At 42.6% G+C, this 16,368-nt stretch carries 4 protein-coding genes; 1 reads left to right on the top strand and 3 read right to left on the bottom strand.

Translation table 11 applies throughout. The annotated features are described in order from the left end of the window. Window positions 1-22 precede the first annotated feature (22 nt). A complete protein-coding gene (locus A923_RS22970; RefSeq protein ID WP_237716190.1) occupies window positions 23-13,042 on the top strand; it encodes a T1SS-143 repeat domain-containing protein in 13,020 nt (4,339 codons plus the stop codon). 237 nt (window positions 13,043-13,279) lie between these two features. Here A923_RS22970 and A923_RS0108135 read toward each other — a convergent pair whose 3' ends face one another. From A923_RS0108135 to A923_RS0108145, 3 genes are all read right to left on the bottom strand, one after another. Continuing rightward, the gene (locus A923_RS0108135; RefSeq protein ID WP_017221173.1) at window positions 13,280-13,669 is read right to left on the bottom strand and encodes a ComEA family DNA-binding protein; all 390 of its coding nucleotides are present in this window, start codon (window positions 13,667-13,669) and stop codon (window positions 13,280-13,282) included. Window positions 13,670-13,984: 315 nt separating this feature from the next. Further along, window positions 13,985-14,530, bottom strand: coding sequence for a septation protein A (locus A923_RS0108140; RefSeq protein ID WP_017221174.1), 546 nt, complete (start codon window positions 14,528-14,530; stop codon window positions 13,985-13,987). Window positions 14,531-14,659: 129 nt separating this feature from the next. After that, window positions 14,660-16,105: a peptide MFS transporter gene (locus A923_RS0108145; protein WP_017221175.1), complete on the bottom strand. Its 1,446-nt coding sequence runs from the start codon at window positions 16,103-16,105 to the stop codon at window positions 14,660-14,662. Window positions 16,106-16,368: the final 263 nt, after the last annotated feature.

The raw sequence follows: 16,368 nt of genomic DNA on the forward strand, positions 1-16,368 counted from the left end.
GCAAGCTGCGTTAATCGCAGAGATGCAAGCCGAACTCACCTCGGGCGGACAAGCACTGAGCTTTAGCGTCGATGGTGACGGCAATCTTGTTGGTGCATTAAACGGCGTTGTTGCGGTGACGGTGTCTTTATCTGGCGAGCAGCAAGGTCAAGACGTGAAAGTCACGGTGACCATCACGCAGAACGTCCCGTTAGATCATACTAATACTGGCGACATCGGCGGCTACATAACGTCCGCTAATGATGAAATTCACATCAATGTGCCAGTGCAAGCGACCGATACTGACGGTGATGATTTAGATGCGCCAGCTAATGTCGATATCACGATAACAGATGGTGCAAATCCATCGTTTGGTACTGATTCTGGTGTGACGATTAATGAGTCAACCGAGCAAGGCAATACAATTTCAGGTCAGATCCCATTGAATGTGGGTTCTGATGCGATTGACAGCATTATCTTTCAAGCAGGCCAACCTGGATTAATGGGGATCACCAGTAACGGCGCAGCGACCACGGTTAGCGTTGTTGGTAATACCTTAATCGTACTCGACAGCGCGGGCGATGCCGTGATGACGGTAACTATCGCGACGGACGGTTCATACGAGGTGATTGTCACCGGCCCTGTTGACCAAGGTGACAGTGAATTAACCAATATTGATTTGGGTGTGACTGCCACAGATAAAGATGGCGATAAGACTGATGGCACACTCGACATTACCCTCACGGATGGCAGTAATGCCGAAGGTGGCGATGACGGTGCACTGACACTGGCTGAAGGTGATTTAGATGTTAATGGTAACGGTGTAGGCGGAGCAGACACCACTTACCCAGCATCACAATCGGGTTCATTCGTGATTAAAGCGGGTGAAGATCGTCTTGTTCCTGATTCAATTGTTATCGACCCCGCTTTGCAAGCTGCGTTAATCGCAGAGCTAGAAGCTGAACTAACCTCGGGTGGCCAAGCTCTGACCTTTGATATCGATAGCGACGGCAATCTTGTCGGTGCATTAAACGGCGTTGTTGCAGTTACGGTGTCTTTATCTGGCGAGCAGCAAGGTCAAGACGTGAAAGTCACGGTGACCATCACGCAGAACGTCCCGTTAGATCATACTAATACTGGCGACATCGGCGGCTACATAACGTCCGCTAATGATGAAATTCACATTAATGTCCCAGTACAAGCGACAGATACTGATGGTGATAATTTAGGTAGCCCAGCCAATGTAGATATAACCATCACCGATGGTGCAGATCCATCGTTTGGTTCTGATTCTGGCGTGACTATTAATGAGTCAACCGAGAAAGGCAATATAATTTCAGGTCAGATTCCATTGAATGTGGGCTCTGATGAAATCGCAACCATTGAATTCCAATCAAATCAACCAAGTCTTGCAGGCATTACCAGTAATGGTCAGGCGACTACATTCACGTTTGTTGGTAATACATTGACGGTACTGGACAGTGCTGGTAAGCCAGTGATGACAGTAACCATCGCGACTGACGGTTCGTATAAAGTCACTGTGACTGGTCCAGTTGATCAAAAAGACGCGAGTGATAAGGTCAATATTGACCTGAACGTTACTGCCACCGATAAGGATGGCGATAGCACTGACGGCATATTGGATATTACCCTCACGGATGGCAGTAATGCCGCGGGTGGCGATGACGGTGTGCTAACACTGGCTGAAGGCGACTTAGACGTTGCGGGTGATGGCGTTAATCCAAGCGATACTGATACCACTTACCCTGCATCACAATCAGGCTCGTTTGTAATCAAGGCGGGTGAAGACCGTCTTGTTCCTGATTCGATTGTTATCGATCCTGCGTTACAAGCTGCGTTAATCACTGAACTACAAGCCGAACTGACCTCTGGTGGCGAAAAGCTAACCTTTACAGTCGATAGCAGCGGTAATTTGGTTGGTACATTGCCAAGCGGTGAGGTTGCTGTGACGGTGTCTTTATCTGGCGAGCAGCAAGGTCAAGACGTGAAAGTCACGGTGACCATCACGCAGAACGTCCCGTTAGATCATACTAATACTGGCGACATCGGCGGCTACATAACGTCCGCTAATGATGAAATTCACATCAATGTGCCAGTGCAAGCGACCGATACCGATGGGGATGATTTAGATGCACCAGCTAATGTAGATATCACGATAACAGATGGTGAAAATCCATCGTTTGGTATTGATTCTGGCATTGTTGTAAATGAAACATCGAATAACAATGTAGCTGTAGAAGGGCAACTGAATCTGAATGTGGGTTCAGATGCGATTGCAACATTAGTCTTTGCTGAGAACCAAACTGATCTCGACGGCCTTACCAGCAACGGTAACCTTACGACCTATGACGTGACAGATAACACCATTACATTATTTGATAGCAGTGATCAGCCAATCATGGTGATTACTGTTGATACAGACGGTAAGTATATGGTGACAGTAACAGGTCCCATTGATCAAAAAGATAGCCTATCTACTGATTTGAACTTGGGGGTCATAGCAACCGATAAAGACGGAGACACAGCATCAGGCGAGATGAAAATCAGTATTACCGATGGTGTAAATGGCAGTGGTGGTGAAGCTGTTAGTATGGAAATTATTGAGCCCGATTCAAATCCAAATGGTTACCCAGTCTCTGCAACGACGGATATCACGCTGAAGGCAGGTGAAGATCGTCTTGATGTCAACACCGTCGGTATCGATGACACCGGAGCATTAATTGCTGAGCTAGAAGCGGAATTAACTTCTGGTGGTGAACCTCTGGCATTTACACTCGAAAATGGTGTGCTAGTTGGTAAGCTTCCAAATGGTGACATTGCAGTTAGCGTGACCGTGACAGCGGTACAAGCTGGTCAAGATGTGACTGTGACAGTAACAGTCGATCAACTTCTCCCTCTGGATCATAACGCGTTGGGGAATAGTACTGGATATGTCAGCGAAAATGGTGACAGCATTGCAATCAATGTTCCTCTGCAAGGTAAAGATACCGATGGTGATAGCTTAGATAACCCTGCGGTTGTTACGGTAACGATCAAAGATGGTCAATTGCCATCATTTGGTGTTGATACTGGTATTTCTCTGAACGAAGAAACTCAAGAAGGCCAAGTTATCTCAAGCAGTATTGTTGTTGATAAGGGCAGTGACGAGATTGCATCTATCGTATTTGATGATGCAAATATGCAATCAGGCTTTGAAAATGTCACCAGTAATGGGCTTGCAACGACAGTTGAAGTGAGTGGTCAGGTATTACTGCTGAAAGACAGTGATGGTAAGACTGTACTTGAAGTCACTATTAATAACGGTGGTTCTTACACGGCGAAAATCACTGGCGAATTAGATCAAGATATTAATAACCTGCTGAACTTACCAATCAAAGTGACCGTAACAGATGATGATGGTGATACTGCTAGCGGCATCATTAACATTGAAATTGCAGATGGCAGTGATGCAACTGGTGGCGAAGGTCACGCAATGACTGCAGTTGAAGGGGATCTTGAGACGCAAACGGGCGGAACGACCTATCCTAAAACAACGTCAGATTCTTTTAAGGTAACGGCAGGAGAAGATCGCCTCGACCCAACATCAGTGAACATCGATTCGGCACAAATAGAAGCATTGATTGATGAATTAGAGTTGGAGTTAACGTCGGGTGGTGAAAAGTTAGACTTCGTGCTCAGTGTAGATGGCTCGACTTTAGTCGGCAGTACGACCCCTGGTGGTGATGTAGCTGTCACAATCACTTTATCAGGCACTCAAGTGGGTGACGATATCAATGTGAACGTTGAATTTAAACAGCATCTGCCACTGGATCATAATAATCCAACCGATACCGATGGTTTTGTCAAAACCAATGGTGATGACATTACTATCAGCGTGCCAGTACAAGTGCAAGACACCGATGGTGATGATCTAAAGACTGCTGCTAAAGTAGATATCACCATTCAAGATGGTGATAATCCTGTGTTTGGTGCTGATGATGTCACAGAGATTACAGAAACCGAAAATAGCCAAACGGTATCAGGTTCTATTGAGCTTGATATAGGTAGTGATGCAATTGAGAAGGTTGAGTTTGAGGCTGTGCAGGCATCACTTGATGGCTTAACCACTAACGGTCAAGCAACAACGTACACCGTTAATGGTGATGTGATTTCGGTAACGATTGACGGCGGTACAAATAATAATGATCCAGTGCTTACCATCACCATGAATAACGATGGTACGTATGCAGTTAAGCAAGACGAACCACTTGATCAAGATAGTACAAAAGACGACAAGATAGACCTGAGCTTAGGTGTTACTGCGACCGATAAAGATGGTGATGTTAGTAATATCGGTAAAATCATTATTAGCATCAAAGATGGTCAAGATGCAACTGGTGAAAATGTTACTGCAAACCTAACGGTAGTAGAAGGCGATCTTGAAAACCCGGCTAAAGATAAAGCGTACCCATCAACAGGGGGGGGTAGCTTTAAGGTTGAGGCTGTCACTGACAATCTGGTTTCAAGCACGACGCGTGTTGAAGCTGATGTACAAACTGACCTCTTAACTGAGTTGAACAGTCTAACATCAAATGGTGCGCCATTAACGTTTACGCTAATCGTTGATGCTAATGGTGTCATTACTATTACGGGTATGACACAGACCGGGAACACAGACATTTTACAGATAACACTGACGCCAACGCAACTAGCGAACGGTGATATCAACGTGGTAATGGCTATTGAGCAAAGTGGTCCATTGGATCATACCAGTGGCTCGGGCACTTACGTTAATGTAGGTGATGACGCGATCAAGGTCAACATTCCAGTACAAATAACGGATTCTGACGGCGATGATCTTGCGCTACCAGTGGATGTGAAAGTCACTATTACTGATGGCGATGATCCCCAATTTGTTGCAGACAGCACTGTTAATTTAAAAGATGGAAATAATGCAGGGCTCGTCAAAGGTCAAATAGATGTCGACACAGGTAGTGACGAGGTTGTTAAGGTGTACTTTGACAATACGCAATCTTCGTTGAATGGTCTAACCAGTAATGGTGGTTCAACCAGCTACACGGTGAGTGCTGATGGCAGTTCGATTGTTGTCACTCTAGATAGTAAGCCCAATGTAGTGGTCATGAACATCACGGTTGATATCGACGGTAACTATACAGTTCAGCAAAAACAATCGATTGACCAAATTGACGACCAAGCGGGTGATAATGAAAACATCATTCTTAATGTATTAGCGGACGATAAAGATGGTGATACCAGTGTGCCGGGCCATATTAAAATCGTGGTCAATGATGGTTCTAATGCAGTTGGTGGCCAAACAGGTACTATTACAATTACTGAAGGGAATTTAACGCCAAGTGTGGGTGAATCCTCTTACCCTGTGTCTGATTTCACCACTATTCGTGTCGCTGCTGGTGTCGACCGATTAGATCCTAATTCTGTAGAAATCGATAGCAGTACTATTGAGGCATTAATTACAGAACTGCAAAATGAATTAACGGCGGGTGGTGAGGATATTGCGTTCACCTACAACGAAAACACGGGCACATTAACAGGTGTAGCCGCAGGTGTTGTAGTGATGACCGTGGTTGTTAGTGCTGTGCAAAGACCTAATGGTGATGATGTAGATATCACCATTAGCATTACACAAAATCAACCGCTTGATCATAAAGATGGCAATGCAGACGGCATGGTATCAACGGATGGTGACAAGATTAGCATCAAGGTGCCTGTTCAAGTGGCAGATACCGATGGTGATAAATTAGATACTGCTGTTACCGTGGATGTGACCATCAATGATGGTGTGGCCCCTGTGATTACAGGTTTTGAGTCGATGTCTGTCAATGAAAGTGCTTTGAATGGTAATAACCAAAACCATCAAGGTTCAGATCCATCAAGCAAAGACGAAAAATCGAAAGGGAAAATTACTGTTGATAGCGGAAGTGATGAAGTTACTGATTTCGTTATTGATGTTGCGACCTTTAATCAGCAAAACGTTGGTGTGTTAATGTCGGATGGGCAGCAAATCACGCTGTCTTACAATAGTAACAATGGTAATTACATCGGTAAGGTTGGCAATACGACTATCTTTGTTATTACACTGAGTAATAGTGGTGAATATAAGTTTATTCTTAGAGGTAATGTTGACCACGAAGAAGGTGGTGCAACTGATGATGAACTAATAATTACTTTACCGGTACAAGCTATTGACCAAGATGGTGATAAGAGTAATACCGTTAATGTACCTGTTACGATTAAAGATGATGAGCCAACTGCGACTGATGTTACCTTAAATATGGTTGAAGGTAGCACGTCTACATTAGAGGATGTGTTATCAATAGTAGGTGAAGGTGCGGATGATGCGACGGTCACGGCCTTAATCGTAGATAACGTTCGTATCCCTATTGATTCTTTACCTACTTCGGGCGATTACTACTTATACGAAGTTAAAGAAGGCAATGAGGTTCTGGGAACGTTGTTGATTACAGCTGAAGGTGAAACGTACTTCAGTGCTAATGGTGATCTAGACCATGCCATTGAAGATGTAACGAAACTCATTGATGTGGAAATTACCGATGGTGATGGTGATACTGACACGAGTAAGATTACGTTAGAAATCAGCGATCAAGACGCCAAGTTAACAACGCAGAATAGCACTGGCCTAGAAGATAACGGTAGTGCTTCAGATACGATTGCTTCAAATTACCACGGTATTACCATTAATATGGATATCAATGTAGGGGATTTAGATCGTGGTGAAGCGGTGGGTAATGTAACGATTACTGCTCCAACACCCGCACATGGTGTATTCATATACGATGATGGTAATGGCACTATCATCACTTTAGCTTATACCGATGGAAAGGTGACTATTCCTGCTGCTGCATTTGAGCTTCAAGCCGATGGTGTCACTTATACACTAGGTGGTGTGACATTTTTACCTGATTCTGACTTCTCGACAATAGGTTCTGACTTTACGATAGATGGTGGCAAACTTACCTTCGATGTAAGTGCTGAAATCGTCAATAGTGATGGTTCTACTCATCCAAATATGGATGGGAAATTCACTATTTCAGTTGATGGTGTAGCAGATATTCCAACCTGGGATGATGCAAATACTACCGAGCACTATACGGTGACGGAAGACTCGGATAACGTTGACTTGAACTTGACTGCCGTACTTCAAGATGATGATGGCGCTAACACAAGTTCAGAAGATCTGTATTACTTCATTACGATCACAACAGGTGATGGCACGTTAGTGGGTGACAACCTAGTCGAAACATCGATTGGTTCTGGTATCTATAAAGTGGCTGCTGCCGATATCGGTTCTGTGCAAGTCGACCCTGCTGATAACTTCAGTGGCGACATTAAATTGGATGTATACGCGCAGAGTGAAGAGCGTGATAATAAAGATACGGCTGACTCTGTACATAAAGAAATCATCATCAATGTCAATCCTGATGCTGATGAAGCAACCATTAAAGTGAAGCGTATTGAATCAGATGAAGATGTTCTGATTAACTTGAAAGATCACATATTCTTAACTCCTCAAGACGATAATACTGATAATTCAGAGATACTCTTTGTGCGTATATCAGGCTTACCGACAGGTGCTATCTTGCTGCTTGGTGGGGATATACAAAATAAAGTTGATGGTGAGGATTATTATGAAGTTGCATACGATGCTATTGATGGCCTGCAGCTAAAACCAACACCAGAAAGTAATGTTGACTTCACCTTTACTGTCGAAGGTGTTGTAAAAGACACTGGCACAGTAACACAGCCTGATGGCACAACGACAAATGTGGTGAATGCATTTGTTACTGGTAGTCAAACAATTGAAGTTGACTTAACGGGTGTTGCGGACAAACCTAGTTTTGAATTAGATACTTCCACTTGGACCCCATTACTTGATGATCGCATAGGACTTGAAACAACGATTTCAGAAGATGGTGAAGCTAAGTTTGATTTTGGTGTGATGTCTGGAGAAATTGCCAAGATTCCAGATGGTATTACAGACACTTCAGAAACCTTATCCTTGGTGATCTCGAATATTCCTGAAGGCGTTAAGATCTTTGATGCGAACGGTAATGTACAAGCACTAGTGTATGTCGGTACTGATGACAATGGTAATCCGAAATACGAAGTGAAATTGAGTACGCTGAATGGCATTACGATTACTCCACCACTACACAGCACGCTTGATATTGATCTTGCTGTGCGCTTAGTCGTGACAGAGAATGACGGTGACAGTAAATCGTTTGACGGTAACTTGGTTGTCCATGTTGTTCCGGTTATTGATGCGCCGCTTACATATACCACAGAGTCAACCGGACTTGAAGATGGTCTTATTGAATTGAATTGGAAGCCTGAACTCACTGACAGTAAAGAAATGATTATTGGTCTGGAGTTTGCTGATGTTCCTGATGGATATTATTTGCTCATCGGTACTAAATCGTTTAATCCTGTTGATGGAAAAATCACCTTCTCGAATGACCCTGCTGATGACCCTGAAGTTACCCCTAGATTTGATCCTGCAGAATCAATATACCTAAAAGCTCGTGAAGATTTTGAAGATTCTGATGTTGATTTCATATTGAAAACGAAAATTACAGTCATTGAAGATGATGTTGATTCATCAGCGGACGCTAAGGAAACCGAAATAGTAGGTATACTTAATGTCAACATTGATGCTGTTGTGGAAGACGATGGAATATTAGCAATTGTAGAAACTGACGTTGACGGTGTTGTAACGTATACAAATAGCATTACCAGTGATGCAAATGGTGTAATCGACATCAATGTTAATACAACAGGTGACCAGACGTTTACGGGCGGTTTAAGTTTTATCGAAGATGATTTAAGCAGTGATGAAGTGATTGAAAAAGTCATCATTACGTTCGTCGATGCTGATGGTAATACGATAACCGAACAAGCTGTTTTGGATCAGTTTTTTGTGGCAGGAGGCATAAACAATGGTGATGGCAGTTGGACCGTACCTCAATCTGAATTAGGTAATCTGAAAATTACAGCAACAGAAGATCAGGCCTCAACCGTTTATGTAAAAGTTTCAGCTGAGATTCGCGACCTGGGTGATAACAGTGAGAGTGATTCGAGCAACACTGTGATAAAAGACGCAAATATTGAACTTGAATTCATAGGCTCCTCAGGTAGCACCCTATTAGCAGGAAATATCGATGTTGATAACGATGTGATCATCACTGGCACCGAAGATACCCGTCTTAATTTTGGTGACCAATTAGAGGCCTTCATTTCTGTTAACACTGTAGATTCTGTAGGTGATGTATTCACCTTAGTGATTAGCGCTGCCGATTTACCCCCTGGTGCGTCAATCACGGGTGCGGAATTTAACTATGAAACCGGTGAATATGTGTTTAATGTGGCAGTTGGCTTAGATGGTAAAGTTGATCTTTCTGCGGTTGGTATGTCATTGCCGAAAGATTTTGCTGGTGATTTTGAGCTTGACGTTAAGTATGTGACGACAGATACCGTGAGTGGCGATGTTAAAGAGGTCATTGGCAGTATTCCTGTGCAAGTGACTCCTGTTGTCGATATTCCCGGTAATTCACAAACAGGTGATAATACGCCGGAAATCAAAATTAGCGTCGTTAAGACCGGTGGGTTAGACAGTGACAAACAGCCAATAACAGATGGTAGTGTTGATCATGATTACGTAGGTGTCGCGTATGAAGATGGTGATATTACGCTTGATTTGAGTGTGGTGCTTGCTGATAGCAGCACCTCTTTAAATGAAGGGTTAGAAACGGTAACGTCAGTTACTCTGACGGTTGATGCAGCGCAAGGCTTCTTTGTTGGCACTGATGGTTCATTAGTTTCTGAAATTACGCTACCAGCAAGTGAATTGGGCAATATTCAATTCCGTCCTGTGGAAGATTTCAGTGGTTCAGTCAGTGTTGGGGTGAAAGTCGACATTACGGATACGGCGGACTTCGATCAAATTGGTGGTTCAGCAACTGATACCGGCTCTTACACGACTGATGTGAACTTTGAGGTGGTGGCCGTTAACGACGCGGTGAACTGGACAGGCACCGATAAAGTTGTGATCGGTCAAGAAGATGCTGGCGGTGTGTCGCTTGTTGGTATTGGTGGAACGATTGTCGATGTTGATGGTTCTGAACAAATTCTGTCGATGAAACTGACGGGGGTGCCAGATGGTTTCACTATTGAAGGAGCGGCAAACAACAGTAATGGTGAGTGGAGTATTTCGCTACCATCGGGTCAGACTACTTTCAACTTAGATAATATTAAAGTAATTCCACCTGAGAATTTCAGCGGTAAAGTTGAATTAAATGTGGTGGTTTACAGCAAAGAAGATTCGTTAACGGAAGTGGTTGAGCATTCAACCAGTATCACCATTGACGTGCAACCAGTGGCAGACCGTGTGGACACTGATGTTGAAATAGAAGCATCGGGCACAGAGAACAACACGGCAGGCATTGATTTAATCCTAAATGTTGAAGCTTTTGATGATACAAATAGTTACAGCGGTTCAGCAATAAATGTAACAGAAAAAGGACCTGAAGGCTTACAAATTACCTTGAGTGATGTGCCTGATTCTAGCTCGATTGCTCTACCTGATGGTGTGGCGGGTAGCGTGACTAACATGGGTGGTGGTATATGGGTTGTGACTGTTGAGTCTTCTGATATTGATAAGTTGATTTTCCACCCTGGTGATGCGAACAGTGCGAATTGGGACGGTAATATCAATGTTGATATCCGCGCTGTGGATAACGGTGTTGTAGCCGAAGATAGCATCGCGATAGATGAAACTATCCATATCGAAGTTGAAGCTGAAAATGATGCACCGGTTAATGTTCACCCAAGTGATTTAACCGCTGATGAAGATGTGCCGCTATTAATTACCAGCTTGAAAGTGGTTGATGTTGACGTTAATGACACGGTTGGTAGTGAAATGACCGTCACCCTGAATGTCGGCGATGGAACCCTAAGTGTTCCTGCTAGCTTTGATTGGGCAGCGTTAGGGTTGACTGTAACAGGTGAAGGTTCGGAGACATTAATCATTACGGGCAGCCTTGATGATATCAATGCGCTACTCGCGAGTGGTGTGGAATATACCGGAGATGCTAATTTTAATGGTGAAGATGCCCTAACCATGACAACAAATGATCAGGCTAACGCTGGTACTGGTCCTGCTGAAGGCTTGACTGACAGCGATAGCATTACGATAACCGTTAATCCTGTGAATGATGCACCAGTGAATACGGTACCTGGTTTTGTGACAGCTGCAGAAGAAGACGGTAATACCATGATTACAGGTATGCAGATCAGTGATGTCGATGTTGGAGAAGCTGGTTCGACAGGGTCTATGTTCGTCACATTAAATGTGGCTAACGGTATTTTGAGTGTTGTTATTCCTGATGGAAGCAGTGTTGCTGTGACAGGTCAGGGAACTGACGCTGTGATAATTACAGGCTCAATGGATGACATTAATGCGCTATTGGACAATGGCGTTACCTATGAAGGTAACGATAATTTCAGCGGTGTTGATGAGCTGACCATGACGACCTATGATGGTGGTAATGTCGGCTCGGGTAATGAGCATACGGCAATCAGTAAAGTTTCTGTCACGGTAACCCCAAAAGCTGATGTGCCAACATTATCACTGGATAATAGTTTTATTCAGACCAGTGCAATACGTGCTTCGATGAACACCATGATTCCATTATTGGGATTGATGGCGGCTGTCACCGATGCATCAGAACTTCTGACCATTGAGGTTCGTAATTTAGGTGCTGGGGAGTTAGTCGATAGCAATGGTCAACCTGTTGGAACTAATATGGGCGCCGGTGTTTGGGTCGTATTAGAGGCCGATCTCGCTGACTTACATGTCATTAACTTAAGTGAAGGTGAGAACAACTTAGAAGTTGTTGCTGTGTCAGAAGAAACCGATGGTAGCAAAGCGGAATCAACCCCTGTGGATATCAATATTGTGGTCGATAACCTCGCTAATACGGGCAATCAGATAGGAGGTTCATCTAACTCTGATGCAGCAAACTTGGTGATTGATAGTAGTGCTGAAGCAACACTATTCGGCGGTGCTGGCAATGACATCTTAATTGGTGGTACGGCATCTGATATTCTCATTGGTGGTGCGGGTAACGATATTCTTTGGGGCGGTATTCAAGATGGCTCTGGTGATGGCGCTAAAGATACCTTTGTATGGCAAACCGGAGACTTTGGAACGGTAGGCAATGTGGCTACAGATAACATCATGGACTTTGAAGTGGGTCTCGATACCATTGATTTAACAAATGCTTTCAGTGCATATGACGCTATGTCGCTGAGCGATTTGAGTAGTCTTATCAAGCTGACGGGAAATGGCGCAGATTCGACGCTTGAAATTTACGATGACCAAGGTGGTTTAGTTCAAAATATTGTGCTCAATGGTGTGGCTGAATCAGTGCTTTTAGGGAATGATCCTGCAGGCATGTCTAATGAAGACAAATTAGGTGCATTACTTAACAGTGGACAGCTTGATGTTGCCGATAATTTTGGTAATGGAGTCAGTAATAGTTTAAATGCAGGTGATAGCGGTGAAAGCCTATACGGTTTTGATGGGAGTGATACGTTAATTGGTGGTGATGGTGCCGATATTCTTTCTGGCGGTGAAGGTGACGATATCTTAACCGGCGGTAACGGTGCAGACTTGTTTACGTGGGAAGAGAGTGCCTCTGGCACTGATACGATTACTGATTTTACACTGGATGAAGACCAACTTGATTTATCGCAAATATTATCTGATGGTGATGATGATAAATTTACCATGGATGATTTATTAGCCCACACCGATTCTGGCGATTTGGCGGCAAGCTTTGATGCAGATGGAAACGTAAATCTTACCGTTAAAACAGAAGCAAATAATGACCAACATATTGTTCTCAATAATATCGACTCTGCCAGTTTTGGTGGTGTTAGCGAAGCTGATATTTTGAATCAATTATTCAGTCACGATGCTTTTAAGGTTGATCCTAACTCTTAACTCTTCATACATCATGAACAAGTCGAACCAATTTAAGGTTATAACAGCTCGGTTTAAGCTGTTGTAAATTGGTTCGACTTGATTTTTAAATGAAAATTTGACATAAAAAAACCCAATAATTGGTTTTCTAACTATTGGGGTCACTTCATTAGCTGCAGGCTATTTATATCTATAACAGCGCTATATGTTTATAGCAGTAGCATGTGTTTATAACAGTACTATCTACCTAAAACACTGCTATAAGTCAGTCACACTGATTTTACCTGCCAACTTAGTTATGGTTGCTTGTCCTATGCCTTTTACGCTCGCTAAATCTGTCGTCGTTACAAATTCACCATTGTGGTCACGCCACTGTATTATTTTTGCGGCTTTATAAGCGCCAATACCGGGCAGCGCGCTCAGTTCTGATTCACTGGCGGTATTTATATTGACTGGCATTAATAGCGTAGTTCCTGCTATGGCGGAATGGCTTAGATCAAATGCGGTTGTTTCGGTTGTCGTACCAACAGCCATGTTTATGGATGCTGGTTCCGGCATTGTAATTTGTTCTGCACTCACATGCGAAAATACAAGTAAAGGTGCGGTAACGGCAATGTACAATGCGAAACGATTCATTTTTTTTAACATTTATATTCCTTTATAGTGATAACAATTAATACTGCTTACAGGGTCAAACTGTAGTAATAATGGGTTTATTTGTTATCAATAATGCCCTCGCTGTGTTGGTGGTCACATCTTTGAATAAGGAATTATATAGGAGTTCAAATTAGCAGTATGAAGGAAGTATTAGGTATTCTGAGGGCGTTAATCAGGTGCTATTCACGGGGGGATTAGAACAAGCACTGCATTCAATGAATTCGTCATTGTTCAATAAAATGCAGTACTCAGATAGATGATAGTCAGTTATCACTCAGTGTTATTCATTAACACTTTTTATTCATACTATTTATTATCGCTGTTTTCTTTTGGCATGTAGCGATAGAGATAAGCGACGGTGAGTAGTGTGAAGGCAAGCATGATGCCAAGGACACCAAAGACTTTAAAGTCCACCCATATCTCTTCTGACATATTAAATGCAATGTAATGATTAAGACCTGCAAGCGCAAGAAAGAAAATAGACCATGCCGTATTCACTCGTGACCATACAAACTCAGGTAACACCATTTCTTTGCCGAGCATTTTTTTCAGCAGGTTGTGCTTGAAACCATACTGGCTAACTAATAATACAATTGAAAATAGGCAGTAAATAACGGTTACTTTCCATTTAATGAAGCTTGAATCTTGCGTGAATAAGGTTATACCACCAAACACAGTCACCATCGCAAACGTGATTAATTGCATTTTTTCAACTTTACGATATTTAATCCAAGTAAAGAGCAGGGTACAGGCTGTGACTACGATTAGCGCAGCGGTTGCTGCATAAATGTCGTACATTTTATACATGATGAAAAAGACGATCAGGGGAATAAATTCATTAAATTGTTTCATAAAGTTTTTGGCTCACGGCTAACGATTAAACTTAGTTTATCATGAAAATAGCAGATATAAAAAAACAGCCTCATGATGAGGCTGTTTTTACATTTCTTTAACTGTTTTATAAATTAGCTTTAATCTTTATTAAGCTGTTGCTGCTACCGGTTTTTGGTTGTTGGTATCTTGTGTAATAACTTGCCCTTCTGCACCGTGCATCCAGTAAATTAGTTTACGCGCTGATGCAAATAGGATCAGTGATGAAACTACAGCTGCTATCGCGATACCGCCGAAGATAGCCATTGGACCTGCTTCACCAATTTGCGAACCAATCATGCCTGCTACTTTATTGGCAATCGCGTTAAAGCCAAACCAAGCGCCCATCATTAATGATGCTAAGCGTAGCGGTGCTAATTTAGTGATCATCGATAGACCAATTGGAGAAAGACATAATTCACCCATCGTATGGAAGAAATAAGCACCCACTAACCAATACATGCTGGTCTTAACGGTTAAATCGCCACCTTGCTCTAGTGTTGCAAAGATCATGAACACAAAACCAATAGCTAACATCAAGAGTGCCATTGCAAATTTCACTGGTGATGTTGGTTCTTTAGGTCCCATCTTAATCCAAATCATACTAACGATTGGTGCACAGGTAATAATGAAGAACGGGTTTAATGATTGGAACCAAGCAACGGGTACTTCAAAACCACCAATCATACGGTCGGTATAATCATTTGCGTAAAGGTTCATCAGACCACCGGCTTGTTCAAAGCCAGCCCAGAAGATGATAACGAATAGGCCTAAGATTAGGATAACTTTGAGGCGATCAACTTCAATTGCAGTTAATGTTGGCTTTTTGCCTTTATTTGCAGCTAGTTCTTTTTTAGCCGCGGCTTCTATACCAATGTTACCGAGGTATTTATTGGCAAATAGTTTTTGCAATACAACACTCAGTACCATGGCGATACCAGACATTAAGAACCCGTACTTGTAATCGCCAGTATAAACAACAACAGCACCAACTAAGATACCTGATAAGAACGCGCCTAAGTTAATACCCATATAGAAGATAGTAAATGCGCCATCACGACGGTTATCACCTTCTTCATATAAGTCACCAACCATGGTTGAGATGTTTGGTTTAAACATGCCGTTACCAGCGATGATGAATGCAAGACCTAAGTAAAGTCCCGCTGTAGGGCTGAGTGATAATGCTTCGACCGGTACAAATAAAAGGAATTGCCCCAGTGCCATTAATACGCCACCAATGATCACGCTTCGACGTTGACCGAGGAAGTTATCTGCTAACCAACCACCGATTAACGGAGTGATGTAAACTAAACCTGTGTAGGTACCATAAAGAGAAAGGGCATCAGCTTGGCTCCAACCTAGACCAGCCATACCACCTTGGTAATTAGGGTCGGTTAATAATGCCGCAGCTTGTTGGTCTTGAGTTACTGAAACTAGAAAAAGAACAAGAATTGCACGCATGCCATAATAGCTAAAGCGTTCCATCATTTCTGTACTGAACAAAAGGAACAAACCTTTTGGGTGACCCATAAATGTATCTGAATTATTAGGATTCATAATATCGCCTGTTTTGTATTTTTGTATTTGTTTTTTATATTTATAATTTTATGCTGATTATTTATAGTTAATCAGTCTATTCATTCTTTTATATCCCTTTTGGTAGAGAGTGACAAGTGTAAATCTTGATTGTACGAGCTGAGTCACCTAAATTTGAGTTTATGTTCTATATACGAGCGATAGATGTTTTATTGATGTTAACTGGGCGTTATTGTTATGGGTGTTTATGGTTGATATATATGCACTTTATACAAATTCAAATT

Source organism: Moritella dasanensis ArB 0140 (assembly GCF_000276805.1).
In the GTDB taxonomy this organism is placed as follows: Bacteria; Pseudomonadota; Gammaproteobacteria; order Enterobacterales; family Moritellaceae; genus Moritella; species Moritella dasanensis.